This window comes from Streptomyces sp. NPDC030798, assembly GCF_055572275.1.
Genome location: NZ_JBVIDR010000007.1, coordinates 205351 through 227022, shown reverse-complemented (window position 1 = coordinate 227022; position 21672 = coordinate 205351). Strand labels below are relative to the sequence as shown.

At 72.4% G+C, this 21672-nt stretch carries 21 protein-coding genes and 1 pseudogene; 10 read left to right on the top strand and 12 right to left on the bottom strand.

What is annotated here, in order from left to right; translation table 11 throughout:
• Positions 1–112 precede the first annotated feature (112 nt).
• From ACZ404_RS18335 to ACZ404_RS18315, 5 genes are all read right to left on the bottom strand, one after another.
• A complete protein-coding gene (locus ACZ404_RS18335) occupies positions 113–1114 on the bottom strand; it encodes a TerC family protein (RefSeq protein WP_468441010.1) in 1002 nt (333 codons plus the stop codon).
• 223 nt (positions 1115–1337) lie between these two features.
• Positions 1338–3206 carry a TerD family protein gene (locus ACZ404_RS18330; protein ID WP_468441008.1) on the bottom strand — a complete coding sequence of 623 codons (1869 nt, stop codon included), beginning with the start codon at positions 3204–3206 and terminating at the stop codon, positions 1338–1340.
• A gap of 58 nt (positions 3207–3264) precedes the next feature.
• Positions 3265–3843 (bottom strand): TerD family protein, encoded by a 579-nt coding sequence (locus tag ACZ404_RS18325; RefSeq protein WP_468441006.1) that lies wholly within the window; start codon positions 3841–3843, stop codon positions 3265–3267.
• Between the two features lie 153 nt (positions 3844–3996).
• Positions 3997–6153 (bottom strand): excinuclease ABC subunit UvrB, encoded by a 2157-nt coding sequence (uvrB, locus tag ACZ404_RS18320; protein WP_468441004.1) that lies wholly within the window; start codon positions 6151–6153, stop codon positions 3997–3999.
• A 40-nt stretch (positions 6154–6193) separates the two neighbouring features.
• Positions 6194–7072 carry an MHYT domain-containing protein gene (locus tag ACZ404_RS18315; protein ID WP_468441001.1) on the bottom strand — a complete coding sequence of 293 codons (879 nt, stop codon included), beginning with the start codon at positions 7070–7072 and terminating at the stop codon, positions 6194–6196.
• A 281-nt stretch (positions 7073–7353) separates the two neighbouring features.
• On the opposite strand from ACZ404_RS18315, the gene ACZ404_RS18310 reads away from it, so the two are divergent.
• Both ACZ404_RS18310 and ACZ404_RS18305 read left to right on the top strand, forming a co-directional pair.
• Complete coding sequence (locus ACZ404_RS18310; protein ID WP_468440999.1) at positions 7354–8223, top strand: glycerophosphodiester phosphodiesterase; 870 nt, start codon at positions 7354–7356, stop codon at positions 8221–8223.
• A gap of 54 nt (positions 8224–8277) precedes the next feature.
• Entirely contained in the window at positions 8278–8832 is a 555-nt protein-coding gene (locus ACZ404_RS18305; RefSeq protein ID WP_468440997.1) for a methylated-DNA--[protein]-cysteine S-methyltransferase, read from the top strand.
• 16 nt (positions 8833–8848) lie between these two features.
• On the opposite strand, the gene ACZ404_RS18300 is transcribed toward ACZ404_RS18305, so the two are convergent.
• Positions 8849–9277, bottom strand: coding sequence for a VOC family protein (locus ACZ404_RS18300; protein ID WP_468440995.1), 429 nt, complete (start codon positions 9275–9277; stop codon positions 8849–8851).
• A gap of 102 nt (positions 9278–9379) precedes the next feature.
• On the opposite strand from ACZ404_RS18300, the gene ACZ404_RS18295 reads away from it, so the two are divergent.
• Both ACZ404_RS18295 and ACZ404_RS18290 read left to right on the top strand, forming a co-directional pair.
• A complete protein-coding gene (locus ACZ404_RS18295; protein ID WP_468441379.1) occupies positions 9380–10285 on the top strand; it encodes a pseudouridine-5'-phosphate glycosidase in 906 nt (301 codons plus the stop codon).
• Positions 10282–11220, top strand: coding sequence for a carbohydrate kinase family protein (locus ACZ404_RS18290; RefSeq protein WP_468440993.1), 939 nt, complete (start codon positions 10282–10284; stop codon positions 11218–11220). Before ACZ404_RS18295 ends, ACZ404_RS18290 begins: the two co-directional genes overlap by 4 nt.
• On the opposite strand, the gene ACZ404_RS18285 is transcribed toward ACZ404_RS18290, so the two are convergent.
• On the bottom strand, positions 11214–12014 hold the full coding sequence (locus ACZ404_RS18285) for a methyltransferase domain-containing protein (protein WP_468440991.1): 801 nt from the start codon (positions 12012–12014) through the stop codon (positions 11214–11216). The two genes, ACZ404_RS18290 and ACZ404_RS18285, sit on opposite strands and share 7 nt — an antisense overlap.
• Positions 12015–12251: 237 nt before the next feature.
• Here ACZ404_RS18285 and corA point away from each other — a divergent pair, with 237 nt between their 5' ends.
• Positions 12252–13379, top strand: a complete 1128-nt coding sequence (gene corA, locus ACZ404_RS18280; RefSeq protein WP_468440989.1) for a magnesium/cobalt transporter CorA — start codon at positions 12252–12254, stop codon at positions 13377–13379.
• Between the two features lie 4 nt (positions 13380–13383).
• Here corA and ACZ404_RS18275 read toward each other — a convergent pair whose 3' ends face one another.
• On the bottom strand, positions 13384–14034 hold the full coding sequence (locus ACZ404_RS18275) for a nucleoside/nucleotide kinase family protein (protein WP_468440987.1): 651 nt from the start codon (positions 14032–14034) through the stop codon (positions 13384–13386).
• 217 nt (positions 14035–14251) lie between these two features.
• On the opposite strand from ACZ404_RS18275, the gene ACZ404_RS18270 reads away from it, so the two are divergent.
• Complete coding sequence (locus ACZ404_RS18270; RefSeq protein WP_468440985.1) at positions 14252–14944, top strand: DUF2293 domain-containing protein; 693 nt, start codon at positions 14252–14254, stop codon at positions 14942–14944.
• A 157-nt stretch (positions 14945–15101) separates the two neighbouring features.
• Positions 15102–16589 carry a glutamate synthase subunit beta gene (locus ACZ404_RS18265; RefSeq protein WP_468440983.1) on the top strand — a complete coding sequence of 496 codons (1488 nt, stop codon included), beginning with the start codon at positions 15102–15104 and terminating at the stop codon, positions 16587–16589.
• 65 nt (positions 16590–16654) lie between these two features.
• Here ACZ404_RS18265 and ACZ404_RS18260 read toward each other — a convergent pair whose 3' ends face one another.
• A complete protein-coding gene (locus tag ACZ404_RS18260) occupies positions 16655–17209 on the bottom strand; it encodes a carboxymuconolactone decarboxylase family protein (RefSeq protein ID WP_468440981.1) in 555 nt (184 codons plus the stop codon).
• A 47-nt stretch (positions 17210–17256) separates the two neighbouring features.
• Between ACZ404_RS18260 and pdxR the strand changes: the two genes are divergently transcribed.
• On the top strand, positions 17257–18687 hold the full coding sequence (gene pdxR / locus ACZ404_RS18255) for a MocR-like pyridoxine biosynthesis transcription factor PdxR (protein WP_468440979.1): 1431 nt from the start codon (positions 17257–17259) through the stop codon (positions 18685–18687).
• Between the two features lie 73 nt (positions 18688–18760).
• On the opposite strand, the pseudogene ACZ404_RS18250 reads toward pdxR, so the two are convergent.
• The 3 genes and pseudogenes from ACZ404_RS18250 to ACZ404_RS18240 all read right to left on the bottom strand — a co-directional run.
• A pseudogene (locus ACZ404_RS18250) lies at positions 18761–19126 on the bottom strand (SAM-dependent methyltransferase); the annotation flags it as partial.
• Positions 19127–19153: 27 nt separating this feature from the next.
• Positions 19154–19408 carry a DUF397 domain-containing protein gene (locus ACZ404_RS18245; protein WP_468440977.1) on the bottom strand — a complete coding sequence of 85 codons (255 nt, stop codon included), beginning with the start codon at positions 19406–19408 and terminating at the stop codon, positions 19154–19156.
• Positions 19409–20269, bottom strand: a complete 861-nt coding sequence (locus ACZ404_RS18240) for a helix-turn-helix domain-containing protein (protein WP_468440975.1) — start codon at positions 20267–20269, stop codon at positions 19409–19411.
• 244 nt (positions 20270–20513) lie between these two features.
• On the opposite strand from ACZ404_RS18240, the gene ACZ404_RS18235 reads away from it, so the two are divergent.
• Both ACZ404_RS18235 and ACZ404_RS18230 read left to right on the top strand, forming a co-directional pair.
• Positions 20514–21203 (top strand): ATP-binding protein, encoded by a 690-nt coding sequence (locus ACZ404_RS18235; RefSeq protein ID WP_468440973.1) that lies wholly within the window; start codon positions 20514–20516, stop codon positions 21201–21203.
• Positions 21200–21637, top strand: a complete 438-nt coding sequence (locus ACZ404_RS18230; protein ID WP_468440971.1) for a hypothetical protein — start codon at positions 21200–21202, stop codon at positions 21635–21637. Before ACZ404_RS18235 ends, ACZ404_RS18230 begins: the two co-directional genes overlap by 4 nt.
• The last annotated feature ends 35 nt before the right edge of the window (positions 21638–21672 follow it).

Genomic DNA, 21672 nt, shown 5'->3' with positions numbered 1-21672 from the left:
AGGTTCGCATTCCGCTCTGCTCGGATCCTTTCTCATCCTTTCCGGGCGGGGCACCGGCCGCGTGCGTCCGGCGCCCCGCAGAATCGGGTACGGGTTCTCGCATCCCGTGCGGTCAGACGTCGACGCTGTCCTTCGCCGCGCCCTCGCTCCCGTCGCGCGCCGCCCGGGGGGCCGCCTGCTTCCGGGAGGCCATCAGGCTGGTGACCGTGGTGACGACCAGGACCGCGCAGATCACGCCGAGCGAGACCGGGATGCTGATCTCGGGGACGTGGACCCCGGACTCGTGGAGCGCGTGCAGCACCAGCTTGACGCCGATGAAGCCGAGGATGACCGACAGGCCGTACGACAGGTGGACCAGCTTCTTCAGCAGGCCGCCGATGAGGAAGTACAGCTGACGCAGCCCCATCAGGGCGAAGGCGTTGGCGGTGAACACGATGTACGGGTCCTGGGTCAGGCCGAAGATCGCGGGTATGGAGTCCAGCGCGAACAGCACGTCGGTGGTACCGATGGCGAGCATTACGACCAGCATCGGGGTCATGACCCGCTTGCCGTTCTGCTGGATCCAGAGCTTGGTGCCGTGGTACCGGTCGGCCACGCCGAACCTGCGCTCCGCGGCCTTCAGCAGCTTGTTCTCCTCCCACTCCTCTTCCTCGTCACCGCCGCGGGCCTCCTGGATCAGCTTCCAGGCGGTCCAGATCAGGAAGGCGCCGAAGAGGTAGAACACCCAGGAGAAGCTGGCGAGGATCGCGGCTCCGGCCGCGATGAAGACGGCCCGCAGGACCAGGGCTATGAGGACGCCGACGAGCAGGACGCGCTGCTGGTACTGAGTGGGCACGGCGAACTTCGCCATGATCAGGACGAAGACGAAGAGATTGTCGACGCTCAGCGACTTCTCGGTGATGAAGCCCGCGAAGAACTCGCCGGCCGGCTCACCGCCGCCGAAGAAGAGCAGTCCCAGTCCGAAGAGCCCGGCCAGGGCGATCCAGACGAGCGTCCAGACACCGGCTTCTTTGATCGACACGTCATGGGGCTTGCGCCCGATGAGGAAATCGACCGCGATCAGGGCGGCAAGGCCCACGACGGTCAGGACCCACAGGGTCATGGTGACTTCCACTGCACCTCCGGCATTACGTCACGGCAAACACATCAGCGTTGTCGCTGCCGGAGGTCTCTTCCACCCGGTCCGGGCCGACGCCCCGGGATCCCCATCGATCCGTACTGACGGGTGCGCCGCAGTCAGGGAGTACTCCCCTCCGTGCGGAAAACAGTACACCAATCACCAAGGAAAGGTAAAGAGATTGGTAAAGGAGATACCAACTGTGCAGGTAGGAGGCACTTTACTCACGCTTGGTGCGGGCTGCTGTCACCTCAGTGAGCACCTGCTGGAGTATCCCGCTGCCGGGCGGCACGAGCGAGGGCTCGTACGTCCAGGCGTGGCCGACCCAGGGGTCGGCCAGGTGGTCGTCGGGTACGGGGGTCAGTCGCATGAGCGAACGCCACAGCGGGTCGAGCAACGGGCCGTAGGCCTCGGCGTCCGCTCGGTCGGCGACCATCAGCAGATGGACGCCCGCGGCCGGTCCCTCGTCGGCGAGATAACGCAGCTGGGTCACGGCCCGGTCGTCGAAGCCGTGCGGGAAGTCGTTGACGATCAGCAACTGCCGGGTGCCGCCGACCCCGGGCGGCAGCGCGTCGGCCGCGCCCCCGTGGGCCGCCATCTGCGTCAGGTCGACATGGCGGGTGAGCCGTCCGAGGGTTTCCGCCACGCCCGCCGCGCCGGCCGCCGGCTGCCCCTCCAGGGCCCCGGCCCGCGTCAGCGGTCCCAGCGCCTCGGCGCCGGCACCGGCCGGATCGACCACCTGCACGGCGAACTCCCCCGCCGGGTGGACCGCGAGCAGCCGCACCGCGAGCGACACCGCGGTCTCCAGGGCGAGCCGGCGCGTCGCGGCGGAGTCCAGGAACGTGCCGTCGGCTGCCGCCACCGGTCCGCTGTCGATCCACAGCGCCCGCTCCAGCGGCAGACTGACGAGCAGCGGAATGCGCAGCGGGGCACTTTCGGGTAGGTGCAGATCACCGAGCCGCAGCGCCATCGGCGGCCGGTCCGGGACGCGGTAGCCGTGCCAGACGGGATTGTCCCAGCCGGCACAGGCCGGCGGGAGCGCCGGCTCGACGACCTCGGACTCGGCGATGAGCTGGGCGACGTCGCGGTCCAGGACGGCCCGTGCCTGGTCGACCAGGTGGGCGTGCCGCTCCCGGGCCGCCGCACGGGCCGTGTCACCGGCCGTGCCGAGCCGGGTGCGCGGGTCGGCGAGGACCTGGTCGAGCTCCTTCTCCAGCCGGGAGTCGGCGAAGTCCACGGCGCTGCGGTACGCGGCCGTGCTGCGGGCCAGGTCCTCGAACATGCCCCAGACCTGGTTGTACAGCCGCTCCTCCATCGACCAGCCCACCGCGTCACCCGCGACGGGCCGGGCGGGCTGCTCCTCGGTAGCCGGGGACGCCGCGGGTGTGCCGCCGCGGGCCCGGCGGCCCGGGTGCGTGTAGTCGATCGGGCCACCCGCGCTCCGCTCGCCGCGGTCCTCGTTGCCGTACGACGGGGACGGCGGCGGTGCCGCGGAGACGGAGGCGTCCTGGGAGCGCGGCGGCGGTATCGCGTGGGCGACGCTGCGGCTCACCGCCTCCGCGATGCCCGCCGCCAACTCGCGGGCCTCGGGCACGCCCTGGTCGGCGAGGAGTGCGGCGAGGCCGCCGGCATAGCCCTGCCCCACCGCGCGCACCTTCCAGGCGTCCTGCCGGCGGTACAGCTCCAGGGCGACGACGGCCGATTCGGCGTCGAGGCCGGTGAGGGTGAAGCGGGCGATCTCGGCGCCGTCGGGCCCGGTGACCACCGTCCGCGGAGCGGCGACCGCGCCGAACCGGAGCACGCCGCCCGGCTGCGCGGGCAGGGCGAGCAGCACGCTGAGGCGGTGCACCGCCTCGGGCAGGGCGGCCAGGTCGACGGCCAGCCGGTGGTCGGCGGCGGCCTGCCGGGAGACCTCGACGCCCGGCAGGGCGGGGGCGCCGGGGTGGGCGACCCACGGGGCTCCGTGCACGGCGCCGTGCTCGTCGCCGAGCGTGGCCGCCGCCAGGACCGGCACTCCGGCCGAGACGCGGATCTCCAGCCGGCCCCGGGACAGCGGGTGGTTCTGTCCCCGCACCAGCTCGGCCGTCATCGCCGTCGCCCCCTGTGTCGTGATGTCGTGCGCGCCGCGCCGGCGTGGGGCGGCGGTCCTACAGGTACCGCGCGATTTCCGGCATCAGGTCCTGGAAGGTACGGCCCCGGGCGGGCTCGCCCAGAGCGGTCATCGTCCAGCCCGGGCCCACGCGGTGCACCTTCGCCATGACCTGGGCGGTGTAGTCGCCGCCGCCCGCCAGCGTGTAGCGGGCGAGTTCCTGGCCGTTGGTCTCGTCGACGAGGCGGCAGAAGGCGTTCTGCACCTCCTGGAAGGTCTGGCCCGTGAAGGAGTTCACGGTGAAGACGATCTGGTCGATGTGGACCGGGACGCGCTGCAGGTCGACGAGGATGGCCTCGTCGTCGCCGCCCTGGCCGGCACCGCCGACGAGGTTGTCACCGGTGTGGCGCACGGAGCCGTCGTTGCTCACCAGGTGGCGGAAGAAGACGACGTCGATCGGCTCCTTGTCGGCGAACAGCACCGCCGAGGCGTCCAGGTCGATCTCCTTGGTGCGCGAGCCGAACAGGCCACGCCGCTTCGCCGCCTGCCAGCCGAGACCCATGCGGACCGCGCTCAGGCCGCCCCCGTCCTTCTTCTCCAGGCTGATGGCCTGCCCCTTGGACAAGTTGACGGTCACGGCTTCCCCTCTCGGTGTTCCCCTGTTGCCGCGCACTGCGCGGTTGTCCAGAACCCTACGCAGGGGCACCGACGGTGCCGAACCCCGACCCGGGCTTTGTGGCGGTGTTGAGACACAGGGCCGCGAGTGCCGGGGTCCGGCGGGGTGCGAGGGTCAGGCGAGGCCCGCCTCCCGCATCTGGCGCAGCTCCTTCTTCATCTCGGAGACCTCGTCGCGCAGCCGGGCGGCGATCTCGAACTGGAGCTCGGCGGCAGCGGCCCGCATCCGCTCGGTCATCTCCTCGATCTGCTCGGCGAGTTCGGCCGCCGGACGGTCCGTCGGCACCGTGGCCACCGCCTTGCCCTTGGCGGACTTGGCGGCCTTGCCCGCCTTCACGCCCTTGGCCGCCTTGTCGCCGAGCGAGGGAACGGGGGCCTTGGCGCCCTTGCCGTCCTTCAGATTGCGGTAGCCGGAGCCGAGCAGCTGTTCGGTGTCGACCTGCTCGCGGGCGATCTGCGCGACGATGTCGTTGATCTTCTTGCGCAGCGGCTGCGGGTCGATGCCGTTGGCCTTGTTGTAGGCGATCTGCTTCTCCCGGCGGCGGTTGGTCTCCTCGATGGCCTTCTCCATCGCCGGGGTGATCTTGTCGGCGTACATGTGGACCTGGCCGGAGACGTTGCGCGCCGCGCGGCCGATGGTCTGGATCAGCGACGTCCCGGAGCGCAGGAAGCCCTCCTTGTCGGCGTCGAGGATGGCGACCAGGGACACCTCGGGCAGGTCGAGGCCCTCGCGCAGCAGGTTGATGCCGACCAGCACGTCGAACTCGCCGGAGCGCAGCTCGCGCAGCAGCTCGACGCGGCGCAGGGTGTCGACGTCGCTGTGCAGATAGCGCACCTGGATGCCGAGTTCGAGGAAGTAGTCGGTCAGGTCCTCGGCCATCTTCTTGGTGAGCGTGGTGACGAGGACGCGCTCGTCCTTGTCGGTGCGCTTGCGGATCTCGTGCACCAGGTCGTCGATCTGGCCCTCGGTCGGCTTGACCACGACCTCCGGGTCGACCAGGCCGGTGGGGCGGATGATCTGCTCGACGACGCCGTCCCCGCGGGAGAGCTCGTAGGTGCCGGGGGTCGCCGACAGATAGACGGTCTGCCCGATGCGCTCCTGGAACTCCTCCCACTTCAGGGGGCGGTTGTCCAGCGCGGAGGGCAGCCGGAAGCCGTGCTCGACCAGGGTGCGCTTGCGGGAAGCGTCGCCCTCGTACATGGCGCCGATCTGCGGGACCGTGACGTGCGACTCGTCGATGACGAGCAGGAAGTCGTCCGGGAAGTAGTCCAGCAGCGTGTTGGGCGGGGAGCCGGGCGAGCGGCCGTCGAAGTGCATCGAGTAGTTCTCCACGCCCGAGCAGGTGCCGATCTGGCGGAGCATCTCGATGTCGTAGGTGGTGCGCATGCGCAGGCGCTGGGCCTCCAGGAGCTTGCCCTGCTTCTCGAGCTCGGCCAGGCGCTCCCCCAGCTCCTTCTCGATGTCGTTGACGGCCCGCTCCATCCGTTCGGGGCCGGCGACGTAGTGGGAGGCGGGGAAGACGTACAGCTGCTGGTCGTCACTGATGATCTCGCCGGTGATCGGGTGCAGCGTGGACAGCGCCTCGATCTCGTCGCCGAACATCTCGATGCGGACGGCCAGCTCCTCGTAGACCGGGAAGATCTCGATGGTGTCGCCGCGGACCCGGAAGGTGCCCCGGGTGAAGGCCAGGTCGTTGCGCGTGTACTGGATCTCGACGAAGCGGCGCAGCAGGTCGTCGCGGTCGATCTCGTCGCCGACCCGGAGGGGGACCATGCGGTCCACGTACTCCTGCGGGGTGCCCAGGCCGTAGATGCAGGAGACGGAGGCGACCACGATCACGTCGCGGCGGGTGAGCAGGGAGTTCGTCGCCGAGTGGCGCAGGCGCTCGACCTCCTCGTTGATCGAGGAGTCCTTCTCGATGTAGGTGTCCGACTGCGGGACGTAGGCCTCGGGCTGGTAGTAGTCGTAGTACGAGACGAAGTACTCGACCGCGTTGTTGGGCAGGAGCTCTCGGAACTCGTTGGCCAGCTGGGCGGCCAGTGTCTTGTTCGGCGCCATCACGAGCGTGGGGCGCTGGAGCTTCTCGATCATCCACGCCGTGGTGGCGGACTTGCCGGTGCCGGTCGCGCCGAGCAGGACGACGTCCTTCTCACCGGCCTCGATGCGCCTGGCCAGGTCGGCGATGGCCGTCGGCTGGTCGCCGCTGGGCTGGTAGGGGCTGACGACCTCGAAGGGCGCCACCGTGCGTTCGATGTGGGAAACGGGCCGCATGCCATCCACCGTACGACCCCCCACTGACAACGGGTCCCGGTCAGCGGTTCTGCGGGGTCCGGGGCCGGGGGTGCCCGGGCCGGCGGTCCGGCCGGCGGGCGGGGTGGTGCGAGGGGTGGCGGTCCTGGTGGGAGGCGACGGCGGCGGCCGGGACGCCCGGCTTGTCCTCGACGACGGCTCCGGCGGGCCGGCCCATGACCATCAGCGGGTCGAGCATCACGACGACGCCGGCGAGGAGCAGGAAGGCGAGCGGCCCGATGAGCATGGGCGCGAGCACCGTGGCCGGTGAGCCGCTCGCGGCGGGGTCGGTGACGCCGTGGACGTGGACGTCGAGGGCGGCCATCCCGGTGTAGTGCATGCCGCTGACGGCGAGGCCCATCACCAGGCTGGCCCCGATGCTCCACAGGAAGCCGCGGACCCGGCCGGCCGCCCACAGGGCCGTCGTGGCGGCCACGACGGCTATGACGACGGAGGCGGCGACGGTGAGCGTGTTGTACGTGAACCGCCCCTCGAAGTGCATGCCGGCCATGCCCAGGTAGTGCATCGAGGCGATACCCAGACCGGTGATCGTGCCGCCGGTGAACAGGGCCGTGCCGGTGGCCCCCCGGTAGCCGACGATGAAGATCCCGACCCCCACCATGACGATGGCGAGGCCGAGGCTCGCGTAGGTGATCGGCTTGTCGTAGTGGATCGGCGCCCCCTCGATGGTGAAGCCCATCATGGCGACGAAGTGCATGGTCCAGATGCCGGAACCGATCGCGGCCGATCCGAGTGCCAGCCAGGCGGGGCGCCGGGCGTGGGTGACCAGCAGCGACCGGGTGGTGCAGCGCAGGCCGAGGGCACCGCCGAGGCAGGCCATCAGATAGGCCACCAGCGGGGTGACGGCCCCGTAGCTGAATCCATCGACCGTGCCCTGCATGTACGGCTGCCCTTCCGCCCTGTTGCGTCCCGGAATACCTGCAATGTTCCCCCGTCCCAGGACCGCGGCGGCGGTCAGGGTTGACGCAAGAGAGTATGACCCCCACCGGAATGGTCGAACGATTTTCCGGCAAAGAAACACGGCCCTGCCCCAGTTGTGCGGTTGCGGTGAGCGGAGTTGGTCCACTCCGTTCATCGTGTGGCCGTCTTGCACCCGCGTGCCGTTGACCCTCTGCTGTCAAGCTGTTGCTGTCGGTGTTCGCTCGACGCGAGGGAGTACGCATGCACGCGCGCGCAGGTGCCACGATGGCCTCCGCCGTACTGGGGGCAGTCACCCTGTTCAGCCCCACCTCCGACGCCCGGGCGGGCGAGGCCGGGGAACCCGTGGTGGTGGCCCACCGCGGCGCCTCGGCCTACGCGCCCGAGAACACCCTGGCCTCGATCGACAAGGCGGCGAAGCTCGGCTTCTCCTGGGTCGAGAACGACGTCCAGCGCACCAGGGACGGCCGGCTGGTCGTCATCCACGACGACACTCTGCGGCGCACCACGAACGTCGAGAAGCTCTTCCCGGACCGGGCGCCCTGGAAGGTGAAGGACTTCACCGCCGCCGAGATCGCACGGCTGGACGCGGGCAGCTGGTTCTCCCCCGCGTACGCGGGCACGCGCGTGCCGACGCTGCAGCAGTACATGCGCCGGGTGGAGCACAACCACGAGAAGCTGCTCCTGGAGATCAAGAACCCGGAGCTGTACCCCGGCATCGAACAGCAGACCCTGAAGCTCCTCGGCAACGAGGGCTGGCTGGACCGGAGCCACCTCGGGCGCCTGATCGTGCAGAGCTTCAGCGCGGACAGCGTGCGCACCGTGCACGAGCTGAAGCCGGCCCTGACCACCGCCTTCCTCGGCAAGCCGGCCGTGACGCAGCTGCACCGGTATGCGGGCTTCGCCGATCTGATCAATCCCTCGTACGGCTCGGTCTCCACCGGGTACGTCGCCACCGTGCACTCCCTCGACGGGCCGCACGGAAGGCCCCTCGGGGTGTTCGCCTGGACGGTGAACGACGCGGCCACCGCCCGCAAGGTCGCGGGCTACGGCGTCGACGGGCTGATCACCAACAAGCCGGACGTGGTGCGGGCCGCGCTCCGCGCGGAGTGAGCCGGGAAGTCGGCGCGGGCGGGCGTTGTCAGTGGCGGGTCGTACGGTGGGCGCATGGACAGCCATGGGCAGGACGAGCAGCGGGTCGTGTGGGCCGTCGTGGGCACCGGCATCGGCCCGCTGATGCTGGCGGCGACCCGCGAAGGACTGGTCAACGTCGTCTTCCACGCCACGGACGCGGTGCGCGACCGGGCTCTGGAGCGGCTGGCGGCCCGGCTGGGCACCGAGCCCGTCGAGGACCCGGCCTCCCCCCTGCTGGCCGAGGCGATACGCCAGGTCGAGGCCTATCTCGCGGGCCGGCGCCACAGCTTCGACCTGCCCCTGGACTGGTCCCTGATCTCCGGCTTCAACCGGCAGGTGCTGCGTGAGCTGGCCTCCGGCGTGCCGTACGGGACGGTGGTGGGCTACGGCGATCTGGCCGGACGGGTCGGGCAGCCGGGCGGGGCGCAGGCGGTGGGCGCGGCCATGGGTGCCAACCCGCTGCCGGTCGTAGTGCCGTGCCACCGGGTGGTGGAGAGCGACGGCGGCATCGGCGGCTTCGGCGGCGGGCTGGAGACCAAGCGCAGGCTGCTCGCCCTGGAGGGTGTGCTGCCCGAGCCGCTGTTCTGACCGGCCCCGCGCGCGACTATGCGTAGTGCCGGACCTCGATGACGTTGCCGTCGGGATCCTGGAAGTAGAAGTTGCGTGTGGCCGTCCCGCGGGCTCCGAAGGAGGCGTGCCCGATGTCGCTCATCGGGACACCGTGCTCGTCCAGGCGGGTGCGCAGGGCGTCGAAGCCGGCGGACGGCAGCGCGAGGCAGACGTGGTTGACGGGATGGCCCGCGACGGCGGCGGAGCCGGGCAGCATGTCCATGCGCGCGGCGAGGCTGTGCGGGGCGAGGTCGAGAATCGTCTCGTCGTTGACGCGGACGGAGGGGAACGACACCTTTCCCTCGGTGTAGTCGTCGACCCGGAGGGGCTCCAGGCCGACGGCGTCTTCGTAGAAGCAGGCCGCCGCGACCGGGTCGGCCACCCACAGGACGACGTGGTCGAGGCGCATGGTGGGGTCGGTCATGCGGTCCAGGCTGGTGGCGTCCCCCACGGACCGCAAGCGTTTAGGCGGGTGCGCCGCCCGCCAGAGATGAGGAAGGACCGACGGACAGGAGGCGGGCACGTGGTGCTGATGGTGTCGGAAGAAGTCCGGGAAGCGCTGGACGCGGGGCGACCGGTGGTGGCCCTGGAGTCCACGATCATCGCGCACGGGCTGCCGCGTCCGCGCAACCTGCAGGTGGCGCTGGAGCTGGAGGACGCGGTGCGCGAGGAGGGTGCCGTCCCCGCGACCATCGCCGTGCTGGACGGGCGCCCGCACGTCGGCCTGGACAAGGAGCAGCTGGAGCGGGTCGCGAACGAGGACGGCATACGCAAGCTGGGCCACCGTGACCTGCCGCCGGCCGTGGCGGCGGGGGCGAGCGGGGCGACGACGGTGTCGGCGACGGCGCAGCTCGCGGCGCTGGCCGGCGTACGGGTGTTCGCCACGGGCGGGCTGGGCGGGGTGCACCGGGAGTGGACGGTGACCCAGGACGAGTCGGCCGACCTGGGCCTGCTGGCGCGGACCCGGATCACGGTGGTGTGCGCGGGCGTGAAGTCGATCCTGGACGTGCCGGCGACCCTGCAGCGGCTGGAGACGCTGGGCGTGACCGTCGCCGGATACCGCACCGACCGGTTCCCCGGCTTCTATCTGTCCGACTCCGGACACCCGGTCGACTGGACGCTGCAGAGTCCGGAGCAGGTCGCGGACGTCATGCGGGCGCAGGACGCGCTGGACGCGCCGGAGTCGGCGCTGATCGTCGCCCATCCCGTACCGCGGGAGCAGCAGCTCGATCCCGCGCTGCACGCGCGCGTGCTCGCCGACGCGCTGCGGGCCTGCGAGGAGGACGGGATCACCGGCCAGGCGGTCACGCCGTTCCTGCTGGACTACCTGGTCCGGCACACCGACGGGGCCTCACTGCGCGCCAACCTGGCCGCGGTGCGCGGCAACGTGCGGCTGGCCGCGCGCATCGCCGCGGCGTGGTCCCGGGGATGACCGGGGAGCGGGGCGGGGCGCTGCTGGTCGTCGGGGACGTCGTCACCGATGTCGTGGCCCGGCACCGGGGGCCGCTGGCGTCCGGCACCGACACGGCCGCCGTGGTCCGGACCCTGCCGGGTGGCGCGGGCGCCAATGTGGCCTGCTGGGCGGCCCACGCGGGCTGTGCGGACGTACGGCTGCTGGGGCGGGTGGGCGCCGACGCGGCGGGGTGGCACGAACGGGCACTGGTGGCGGCCGGGGTGCGGCCCCGGCTGGTGATCGACCGGGAGGCGGCGACGGGGACGGTGATCTGCCTGGTCGACACGGGTGCGTCGGCCGAGCGGACCTTTCTCACGGACAGCGGCGCATCGCTGCGGCTGGAGCCCGCCGACTGGTCGGACGCGTTGCTCGACGGGGTGGCCCGGTTGCATCTGTCCGGCTATCTGCTGTTCTCGGAGCCGAGCCGGGCGCTCGCCGAGACGGCTCTGGCGGCGGCACGCGCGCGTGGCGTGCCGGTCAGTCTGGATCCGGCGTCGGCGGGCTTTCTCGGCGAGCTGGGCGTGGACCGCTTCCTGGCGTTCGCACAGGGGCTGGACATGCTGCTGCCGAGCCGGGACGAGGCGTGCCTGCTGACGGGGCTGCCGGAGGCCGCGGACGCGGCGGCCAAGCTGAGCAGGCTGGTCCCGGTGGTGGTGGCCAAGTCGGGCGTGGACGGGGCGCTGGTGGCCCGTTCCGGGACCGTGGTCGCCCGGGTTCCGGCCGTGCCGGCGGCCCCGCGGGACACCACGGGCGCCGGCGACGCCTTCACCGGCGCCTTCCTCGCCGCGCTGCTCGCGGGCGCGGACCCGGCGGAGGCGGCTGCCCGGGGGTGCGAGGCGGGGGCGCGGGCGGTGGAGCAGGTGGGCGGGAGGCCGCCGGAGCGGGGCGTCAGGGGCTGTTCGGGGCGTCAGTGACCGGCCTTGCGGCCCCACGCCGAGATCATCGGTGCCGTCGCCAGGTCCATGCCGCCCGCCTCCACATTGGCCAGGTGGCGGTCGATGTCCTCGTCGGTGGCGAGGCCCGCCGCGACCAGCCGGCCGCGGATCTGGCGGACCGTGGCGGACTCCAGGTCGGCGCAGGCGGGCGAGGTCAGCGGGAAGTAGGCGTCGGCCTCCACCTCGCGCAGTCCGGCCTCGCGCAGCAGGCGCGGAAGCGTGCGGCCGTACGCCAGGTCGGCGCCGCGCTCGGCGAGGAGCCTGCGGAAGCCCTGCCGCAGGCGGTTGGCGAGCCGCTGCTCGGGGCCGGACTCGTCGGGGCAGGGCAGGGGTTGCAGCGCCGGGTCGGCGTCCTCGATCAGCAGCCGGCCACCGGGTCGCAGAGCCTTGATCATGGAGTGCAACGCCCGTTCCCGGTCCGGGACATGGACGAGGACCAGCCGGGCGTGCACCAGGTCGAAGTCCTCCCCCGGCGGTTCCTCGGCACCGACGTCGTGGACGCGGACCTCGACCGGCGGCCGGGCCGCCGCGGTGAGCAGGGACGTGTCGATGTCGGTCGCCACCACCCGGCCCGTGGGACCGACCCGGTCGGCCAGCCAAGAGACCACCGAGGTGCCGCCGGCCCCGACCTCCCAGCACCGTCCGCCGGGCCCGATCCCGAGTCCCTCTAGATGCCGGAACGTCGTGGGGTCGAAGAGCGAGGCGAAGGCGTCGAAGCGCTGTCCGGCCTCGCTCTGCCGGTTGTCCAGGAGGTATCCGTCGGATGAGGTCATGCACCGATCATCCCAGTCGTCGGCTTGCCCGGGGCGGACCGAGACGGCCACAGCGGCCGTCCTCCGTGGTGTCCTCCATGGTTGTCCTCCGCGGCCGTCCACGGTGGTCGTCCACAGGCGGGAACCAAGCGGAACGAGCTGTTCCCACACGCTCGCACGCATCACGCACCGGCCTGGCACACTTGCCGGGCAGGGCGCGAAGTCGCGGTGCGAGGAGATCCACGCGAGGAGATCCAGATGTCCATGGCAGGGAATCTGCGGAAGGTCACGGGGCTGGGCAGGGTCGGCGGCCTGCGCAAGGTGGCGCGGCTGGCCCGGCGCCGGCCGCGCGTGGACCTGAACCATCCCGCCCGGTCACCGCTGGGGTCCTCGGTGGTCAACTGCGTGACGTACCAGGACGGCCTCCGGGTGCCGGGGTGCACCGATCTGGTGGACGCCGTGAGGATGGTGCGCAAGAGCGGCGAGGGCTTCGTCTGGCTGGGGCTGCACGAGCCGACGGACAGTGAGTTCGCGGGCATCGCCGAGCTGTTCGACCTGCACCCGCTCGCCGTGGAGGACGCGGTGGAGGCGCATCAGCGCCCGAAGCTGGAGCGCTACGGAGAGACGCTCTTCGCCGTGTTCAAGACCGTGTGCTACGTGGAGCACGAGCAGCTGACGGCGACCAGCGAGGTGGTCGACACCGGCGAGATCATGGTGTTCGTCGGCGAGGACTTCGTCGTCACGGTACGGCACGGGCGCCATGGCTCACTGGGCCCGCTGCGCGAGGAGCTGGAGGCGGATCCGCGCCAGCTCGCCAAGGGGCCGGCGGCCGTGCTGCACGCGATCGCCGACCATGTCGTGGACGACTATCTGAGCGTCACGGACGCGGTGCAGGCCGACATCGACCAGGTCGAGACGGACGTCTTCTCGGAGAACGGCGCACGGGTGGATCCGGGGCGCATCTACCAGCTCAAGCGCGAACTGCTGGAGCTGAAGCGGGCGGTGGTGCCGCTCAGCCGCCCCGTCGAGGATCTGGCCACCCGGCCGATACGGGTGGTCGACCCGGAGATCCAGGCCTACTTCCGGGACGTCCTGGACCACCTGCTGCGGGCCAAGGAGCAGATAGCCGCGTTCGACGAACTGCTCAACTCCATTCTGCAGGCCCACCTTGCGCAGGTGACGGTCGCGCAGAACGAGGACATGCGGAAGATCACGGCGTGGGCCGCGGTGATCGCCGTGCCGACGATGGTGTGCGGGGTCTACGGCATGAACTTCGACCACATGCCGGAGCTGCACTGGCGGTTCGGGTATCCGCTCGTCATGGGGGTGATGGGGGTGGCCTGCCTCGCGCTGTACCGGGGCTTCCGGCGCAACGGCTGGCTCTGACCGCTCACGCGGAGGGACCGGACCAGCCGCTCCAGGCGGGGTGCCGCGGGTCGTCGGCGCGCACGAGGACGTCGGCCGTGCCGGCGGGGTCGGTCTCGGCCCCGTAGCGCTCGAAGGCGGGGAGCGTCCAGTGGTCGGCCTCCGGGGTACGGCGGCGCAGGGCGCCCGGGGAGAGGAGGACGTGGACGGTCAGGTCGAAGGGGAACCAGTGCCGCAGCAGCAGGGGGCCGTGCAGCAACAGGATCCCACCGGGCGGGAGTTGGACGTACGGACTGCGGGTGGCCCGGTCGCTGGCCGGGTCCCACAGGTCGGGCAGGATGCGGCCGCTTCCGCCCGGCTCCAGCGGACCGAAGACCTCGCGCCACAGGGCGCTCGTGTCGAACCAGCCGCTGTAGTACGACTCCACGTCCCGGTGTCCGTGCTCCAGGCGGAGGGAGGCGGGCCGCAGGAAGCCCTCGGCGCCGACGACGAGTGAGGCCCGGCCGCGCACGCGCAGCGCCTGGGCGACACGGTCGGCGAGGTCGCCGGGGCGGGCGGCCGGCGCCCCGTCGAAGCCCACCCGCGGCCAGGCACCGCCGTCGGCCGGCTCCAGCCCGAGCAGCCGGTCGGCGATCAGCTCGGCGAGCCGGTCCCAGGTGATCGCTTCGAGTCGCACAGGCCCATGATGCCGGGTGGTGCGCAGACCGGCGGCACGGGGCGGAGATGCGGTCCGCGCGGCCCGGGGTCAGCGGTGCGAGGCGAAGGGCGGTCCGCGTGGCCCCGGTGCCGGTGGTGTGAGGCCGAGGTGCGGGCCGGTGGGGTGTTCCGGTGAGAGGAGGGAGTGAGGCAGGCCGGTGCGGGAGGGGACGCCGGTGGCGGGGAAAGAACCGGGTATGGCCGGTTCTGCAACTCCCGTGGTCCCCGGTGGACTTGTCGTCGTCCAGCCGCTGCGGCGCAAGCGCTGTGCCGGGTGCCGGCGCGGCCCGCTGTCGCTGCTGATGCTGGAGGACGGGGTGCCGCGCTGTCTGGACTGCGCCGACCTCGGGCATCTGGTGTTCCTGCCGCGCGGCGACACGGCACTGACCCGCAGGGCGCGCGAGGAGAGCGCGCTGTCGGCGGTGGTGGTGCGGTTCAACCGGCGCAGGAGCCGGTACGAACGGCAGGGCCTGCTGGTGGAGGAGGCGGCGCTGGCCCGGGCCGAGGCACGCTGCCTGGCGGACGCGGAGGCACGGCGTCGGCGGCGGGCCCGGGACGCGCGGCGCAGGGCGGCGGAGGACGAGCGGTTCGTGGCGGCGTTCGCGGCGGAGATCCTTCGGCTGTATCCCGGGTGCCCGGCCGAGCGGGCCCGGGCGATCGCGGCGCATGCGTCGGTGCGGGGCAGCGGTCGGGTCGGGCGCAGTCTGGCCGGGCGGGCGCTGACGGAGGGAGCCGTGGTCTCGGCGGTCGTGGCCGCCGTACGGCACGTGGACACGCCGTACGACCAGCTGCTGATGAGCGGGGTGGCGAGGTACGAGGCGCGGCGGCGGATCGCGGCGGCCGTGGCGGGTGTCCTGCGGGAGTGGGAGGAGATGACCGAGGTCGGCTGACCCGGGTGCGGACGCCCGGGCCCCGGGCCGGAAAGCGCTGTCGGCCACTCTGCGCCGGTGCGGGGGGCGACGTATCGTGGCCGAAAGAGTGCCGCCCGATGACGCACGGCCGTCGTAGACCCAGTACTCCCGGTACGCGTACGCGAGGAAGACGACCATGGCCGATCCCAAGGGGTTCATGACCACGCCACGCCAGGAGTGGCCGCGGCGGCCCGTCGAGGAACGGGTCCGGGACTGGGACGAGGTGTACGTCCCCGGGGCGCTGCTGCCCATCATCAGCAAGCAGGCGGACCGCTGCATGGACTGCGGTGTCCCGTTCTGCCACCAGGCCTGCCCGCTGGGGAACCTGATCCCCGAGTGGAACGACCTGGTCTCCCGTGAGGACTGGCGGACGGCGAGCGACCGGCTGCACGCGACGAACAACTTCCCGGAGTTCACCGGGAGGCTGTGCCCCGCGCCCTGTGAGGCGGGCTGCGTCCTGGCGATCAACCAGCCGGCCGTCACCATCAAGAACGTCGAGTGCGCGATCGCCGACCGGGCCTGGGAGGAGGGCTTCACCCCGCCGCGGCCTCCGGATCGGCTGTCGGGCAGGACCGTCGCCGTGATCGGTTCGGGACCGACCGGGCTGGCCGCGGCGCAGCAGCTCACCCGGGCCGGGCACACGGTCGCCGTGTACGAGCGGGACGACCGGATCGGCGGGCTGATGCGGTACGGCATCCCCGAGTTCAAGATGGAGAAGCGCCATCTGGAGCGGCGGATCGAGCAGATGCGGGCCGAGGGGACGAAGTTCCGCACGTCGACGGTGGTCGGGCGCGATGTGCCGGCGGCCGATCTGCGCACGCGCTACGACGCGGTGGTGATCGCCACGGGTGCGACGGCGTGGCGGGAGCTTCCGGTGCCGGGCCGGGAGTTGAAGGGGATACACCAGGCGATGGAGTATCTGCCGCTGTCCAACCGGGTGTGCGAGGGGGATCTGGAGGTCTCGCCGCTGTCGGCGGCCGGCAAGCACGTGGTGATCGTGGGCGGCGGGGACACCGGGGCCGACTGTCTGGGCACGGCGGTGCGCCAGGGCGCCGCGTCGGTGTCCCAGCTGGACATCTACGCACAGCCGGACACCGAGCGCGACGACGACACCGAGCCGTGGCCGACGTACCCGAAGATCTACCGGCTGTCCGCCGCGCACGAGGAGGCGCGGGATCTGCGGACGGCTCCGGCGGCGGACGCGGACGCACGGCTGTTCGCGGCGTCCACGCTCCGCTTCGAGGGGGACGCCGAGGGGCATGTGCGGTCGCTGCACCTGGTCGAGGTCGACGCGCGGCGCCGGCCGCTGCCGGGCACGGGGCGGACGCTGCCGGCCGACCTCGTCCTGCTCGCCCTCGGCTTCTCCGGGCCGGACCAGGAGGACGGGATCATCGAGCAGCTCGGGCTGGAGCTGGAGCCCCGCGGCACGATCGCGCGGGACGCCGATTTCGCGACCAACGTACCCGGCGTGTTCGCCGCCGGGGACGCGGCCCGCGGGCAGTCGCTCATCGTATGGGCGATCGCCGAGGGGCGCGCCGTGGCGGCAGCCGTCGACCGCTGTCTCACGGGGAGTTCCCGGCTGCCGGCACCGATATCGCCGTACGACCGCCCGATGGCCGTGTAGCCGGCGTCCGGGTGGCGGGCGCAGGTGCGGGCGGTGGGGGGCCGCACCTGCGGGCGGTGCGGCGCTCAGCGGCGGCGTTCGTCCGTGCCCGCCACCTTCCCCGTGGCCAGGGCCACGCGGTTCCAGGTGTTGATGGCGAGAATCAGGGCCAGGACGTGGCCCAGTTCCGCCTCCCCGAACTGCTCGGCCGCCTCCGCGTAGACGGCGTCCGGGACGCCCGCGTCGCCGACCCGGGTGATCGCCTCGGTCAGGGCGAGCGCCGCCTGCTCCCTCGGGGTGAAGAAGTGACGGGCCTCCCGCCAGACGGCGACCATGTGCAGCCGGTCCTCGCTCTCGCCGGCCTTGCGGGCGTCGTTCGTGTGCATGTGCAGGCAGTAGGCGCAGTGGTTCAGGTGCGAGGCGCGGATCTGGATCAGTTCGACCAGGGCCGGGTCGAGGCCCTCGCGTGCGGCGGCGTCGAAGCCGATGAGCGCGCGGAAGGCCTTCGGGGCCGCCTTGGCGAAGTCGAGGCGGGTGCGGGCCGTCCCGGCCGCGGCGATCGCGGCGGCGGTGCCGGTGTCGGCGCTGGTGTCGGCGCGGGTGCTGGTGGTGGTCGTGTTCACGGTGTTCGTCCTCGTCATGTGCTCCAACCTAGGGGGCCGAAAGACCGGCTGTAGGGTTCACTTTCATGGCGGAAACGTGGGTCAATTCGGCGGAGCGGATCGGTGCCGATCTGCATCTGGAGCTGTCGGGCCCGGGCGGGCGGCGGGCGGCGTTGATCCGGGCGCTGCGCGAGGCGGTGCGCGGCGGGCGGCTGGCACCCGGGACCCGGCTGCCGCCGTACCGCTCGCTCGCCGCCGACCTGGGCGTGGCCCGCAACACCGTCGCCGACGCGTACGCCGAGCTGGTCGCCGAGGGCTGGCTGACCGCACGCCAGGGCTCGGGCACCCGGGTGGCGGAGCGCGCGGAACCCCTGCGGCGCGCCGAGCGCGTACCCAAGAAGGCGCCTTTGCGCGCGCGTGGGCCGCGCCACGACCTGCGGCAGGGCACGCCGGACGCGTCGGCGTTCCCGCGGGCGGCCTGGGCGGCCGCCTACCGCAGGGCGCTGCTGGCGGCGCCCAGCGAGGCGTTCGGCCCGGGGGATCCCGCCGGGCGCCGGGAGCTGCGGGAGGCGCTGACGGAGTACCTGGCACGCGCGCGTGGTGTGCGCGCCTCGCCGGACCGGATCGTGATCTGCTCCGGCTTCGCACATGCGCTGCGGCTGCTGTTCGGCGCGGGCGGAGGGAACGGAGGGGGCGTGCTGCGCGGTCCGCTGGCCGTGGAGGCGTACGGTCTGGACTTCCACCGGGGTCTGCTCGCCGGGGCGGGCGTGCGGACCGTACCGCTTCCGCTGGACGCGGCCGGGGCTCGGGTGGCCGGGCTGGGGCGGGAGAGGGCCGTCCTGCTCACGCCCGCGCACCAGTTCCCGACCGGGGGTCCGCTGCATCCGGAGCGCCGGGCGGCGGTGATCGACTGGGCGCGCGCACGGGGGGCGGTGGTGCTGGAGGACGACTACGACGGCGAGTTCCGCTACGACCGCAGGCCCGTCGGTGCACTGCAGGGCCTCGACCCCGAGCGGGTGATCCACGTCGGCTCGGTCAGCAAGAGCCTCTCGCCGGCGCTGCGGCTGGGGTGGATGGTGCTGCCCGAGCGGTACGTCGGGCCCGTCCTGGCGGCGAAGGGCGAGCGGGAGGCCTGGGCGAGCGTGCCGGATCAGCTGGCCCTCGCGGACTTCGTGGTCTCCGGGGCCTACGACCGGCATGTGCGGCGCATGCGGCAGTCCTACCGGCGCCGCCGTGACCGGCTGGTCGCGGCGCTCGCGGCGCACGCCCCGCACATCGAGGTGACCGGCATCGCGGCCGGACTGCACGCGGTGCTGCGACTGCCGCCGGGCACGGAGCGTTCCACGGTGAAGGCGGCGGCGTGGCAGGGTGTGGCGCTGGACGGGCTGGCCGCCTTCCGCCACCCGGAGACGGACATGCCCGCGGAGGACGGCCTCGTGGTCGGCTACGCCACACCCCCGGAGCACGCCTACGCCGCGGCACTGGAGGCACTGTGCGGGGTGCTGCCGCCCGGGTGAGGAGCAGCGTCAGGAACACGGAGCCGGCCACCGTCCGGGTGCCGGGTGTGCGTCGACCGCCGGAGGGCTGTCGCTTGCGGGCGACCGCCCCGTAGCCGGGGATCACCCCGTCGTCCTGGCCGGGGACCGGCTCGCCGAGTTCGGGGTGCCACCTGTGCACGATCTCGACACCCGGGTCCACCAGTTCCAGGCCGTCGAAGAAGCGGGTGAACTCCTCGCGGGAGCGCAGCGCGAGGGTCACGCCGGCCGCCTTGAGCATCTCGGTGGCGGCCGCCGACTCCTCGGGGGTGAAGTCGGCCGTGGCGTGGCTCATCATCGGGTGGCTGCCGGAGGGCAGTTCGGCGAGCAGACGGTCCACCAGTTCGTGGGCGCCGTCCTCGTCGGAGATGAAGTGCAGCAGGGCGACGAGGGACAGCGCGACCGGGCGGTCGAGGTCGAGGAATGAGTCACGGTAATCAACGGTGGTTCAGGAGAGGAGGAAGTCGGCCTCCCCCGCCTTGGCGCCCTCGATGAAGGCCGTCATCTCGTCAGCGGTGTAGATCAGCGCCGGCCCGTCCGGGTCGGTCGACTGGCGCAGCGCGATCCGGCCGTCGGCGAGCTTCATCGCCTCCAGGCAGTTCCCTCCGTTGCCGCCGCTCCAGGGCTTGTGCCAGCCCTCGCTGCCCAACTCCCGCGCAGGCATGCCGTTGTAGACGCGACTGCGCGGTGTGATGCGATCCATTCACAGCTCCTTGCGGAGATCCCGGAGGATCTCCTTCGTGCGGTGTGCCGTGGCGGCCTGGGCCGCCATGCGGTCCATGACCTCCAGGTGGGTCGCCACCTCGGTGCGCGCGTCCAGATAGACGGCGCCGGTCAGGTACTCGCTGTAGACCATGTCCGGCAGTTCGGACACGGCGAAGCGGAACAGTACGAAGGGCCCGTACGTCCCGGGGTGCGGGCCGTTGGCGAACGGGGCCACCTGGAGCGTCACGTTCGGCAGCTCCATGGCCTCGAGCAGCGCGTCGACCTGCGCGCGCATCACCTCCGGGCCGCCGACCGGACGGCGCAGGACGGTCTCGTCCATCACCGCCCAGAAACGGGGTGCGTCCGAACGGGTGAGCAGGTTCTGGCGCTGCATGCGCAGCGCGACATGACGCTCCATCTCGTCGGGGCTGGTCTGGCCGACGGCGCCCGACTTCAGCACGCCCCGGGCGTAGTCCTCGGTCTGCAGCAGTCCCGGGACGAAGTGCGGCTCGTAGGAGCGGATGAGGCTCGCCGCGCCCTCCAGGCTGACGTACATCGAGAACCAGCCGGGCAGGATGTCGTGGAACCGCTGCCACCAACCGGGCCGGTTGGCCTCCTCGGCCAGTTGGACGAAGAGTTCGGCCTCGTCGTCGGGAACGCCGTAGGCCTTCAGCAGCAGTTGCAGATACGGGATCTTGAGGGCGACCTCGGCCGTCTCCATGCGGCGGATGGTGGCGGGGGCGACCCGGAGCACCCGGGCGGCCTCCTCACGCTTGAGGCCGGCGCGTTCCCGCAGGTCCAGCAGGCGCCGGCCGAGGACCACCTGGCCCACGGTCGGCGCGGACCGCGGTTCGCTCACGCTCCCACCTCCGACACAACGTCCGCTCCGGACAAAAGAATCGCGACAGCCCCGGCGCCGTACCTCCGACAGCCCTGCGGCGCCGTTCGAAGACACATTCGACGGTCCGGCCGGATCGTCGACGGTCCCAATTGGCGCCGCCCGAGGTGTTGTTGCGAGCAGTGTGCCACGGCACCCGACCGAGTCACACCGCACTCTGCATTTTTCAGAGTGACACTTGCCAAGTGTTCACGCCGGGGAGATAGTGGCAAGCGTGATTCCGTCCGCGCCCTTAGGAACAGACGCCGCCGCAGACCGTGTCGGTCTCGGTGCCGCAACGGTCGCAGCTCCCGGTGGGAGCGCTGCCGAGCGCCGGTTCCGCTTCGAGCTGGCCGCACATCCGGGTTCCCCCGCACAGGCGAGACGCCTGGCGCGCGCCCGGCTGACCGGCTGGTCGGTCTGCGCGGACACCTGTGACACCGCGGCCCTGGTCATATCCGAGCTGGTCACGAACGCGATCGTGCACACCGCGAGCAGTCGCGTGGTGTGCGAGCTGCACGACCACGACGACACGGTGCGCATAGCCGTGCATGACGAGGGCTGCGCACCCGGCGAGCCCCACCCCTCCGCGCAGCGCCCCGATGAGGAGCACGGGAGGGGGTTGCTCCTCGTCGACGCGCTGTGCCGGGCCTGGGGGGCCCAGGAGCACGGGCCGGGGCTGCTGGTCTGGGCCGAGCTGGCCCGGCAGACCGACGCGGCCCGCGACACGGTCGAGCCGTGCAACGACCTGGGCTGGGGTGCCCGCCCCAAGCCGGGCGGCCCGCCGCCCGGCCCCGGCGAGGAGGAGGAAGCGCAGGCGCGGCACGGGCTGGCCCCGGTGCGGCGGCCCGGGCAGGTGCCGGCGCAGCTGCACGGTGTGGCCCCGGCGCCGCCCCGCACCTCGGGGCAGCCGTGAGCGGCGCCGACGACTCCGGCCGGCCGCTCGGCCTGGACACCCTGGTCCACCTCGGACGCCGCCGCCAGGCCCTTCCCGTCCCGGTCCCGGGGCGCGGTCTGCCGGTCCCCGAGGGCATGACGGCGCCGCTCGGCTGCGACGCCGTGGCCGTACCGGACCACCTCGGGCCGCTGATCCTGCCGCGGCTGCCGCGGGTGGGATGCGTGTACGCCGACGGGACGCGCTGGTGGTGGGTGGTCCCCTCGGACTCCGACTACGCCCTGCCCTGGCCGGCCCCGGCCCACTACGCCCTCGGCGCCCCGGTGCCCGCCACCGCCCGCCTGATCCACCGCCCCGCGGGCACGGTCCCCTACACCCCGCCGATACCGCTCTACCTGGCCCTCTGCCGGGTGACGGGCACGACACCGGACTGGTCCCGGGCCGTCTCGGCGTAGGGCTGGAGGCGGGTCACTCGACCGCGCGTCGGCCG

Bases quoted from the DNA above. Each gene is read 5' to 3' on its own strand.
- ACZ404_RS18330 (WP_468441008.1), bottom strand. From the start codon at position 3,206: ATGACGGCCGAGCTGGTGCGGGGACAGAACCACCCGCTGTCCCGGGGC.
- uvrB (WP_468441004.1), bottom strand. From the start codon at position 6,153: ATGCGGCCCGTTTCCCACATCGAACGCACGGTGGCGCCCTTCGAGGTC.
- ACZ404_RS18315 (WP_468441001.1), bottom strand. From the start codon at position 7,072: ATGCAGGGCACGGTCGATGGATTCAGCTACGGGGCCGTCACCCCGCTG.
- ACZ404_RS18310 (WP_468440999.1), top strand. From the start codon at position 7,354: ATGCACGCGCGCGCAGGTGCCACGATGGCCTCCGCCGTACTGGGGGCA.
- ACZ404_RS18305 (WP_468440997.1), top strand. From the start codon at position 8,278: ATGGACAGCCATGGGCAGGACGAGCAGCGGGTCGTGTGGGCCGTCGTG.
- ACZ404_RS18300 (WP_468440995.1), bottom strand. From the start codon at position 9,277: ATGACCGACCCCACCATGCGCCTCGACCACGTCGTCCTGTGGGTGGCC.
- ACZ404_RS18290 (WP_468440993.1), top strand. From the start codon at position 10,282: ATGACCGGGGAGCGGGGCGGGGCGCTGCTGGTCGTCGGGGACGTCGTC.
- ACZ404_RS18285 (WP_468440991.1), bottom strand. From the start codon at position 12,014: ATGACCTCATCCGACGGATACCTCCTGGACAACCGGCAGAGCGAGGCC.
- corA (WP_468440989.1), top strand. From the start codon at position 12,252: ATGTCCATGGCAGGGAATCTGCGGAAGGTCACGGGGCTGGGCAGGGTC.
- ACZ404_RS18270 (WP_468440985.1), top strand. From the start codon at position 14,252: ATGGCCGGTTCTGCAACTCCCGTGGTCCCCGGTGGACTTGTCGTCGTC.
- ACZ404_RS18265 (WP_468440983.1), top strand. From the start codon at position 15,102: ATGGCCGATCCCAAGGGGTTCATGACCACGCCACGCCAGGAGTGGCCG.
- ACZ404_RS18260 (WP_468440981.1), bottom strand. From the start codon at position 17,209: ATGACGAGGACGAACACCGTGAACACGACCACCACCAGCACCCGCGCC.
- pdxR (WP_468440979.1), top strand. From the start codon at position 17,257: ATGGCGGAAACGTGGGTCAATTCGGCGGAGCGGATCGGTGCCGATCTG.
- ACZ404_RS18245 (WP_468440977.1), bottom strand. From the start codon at position 19,408: ATGGATCGCATCACACCGCGCAGTCGCGTCTACAACGGCATGCCTGCG.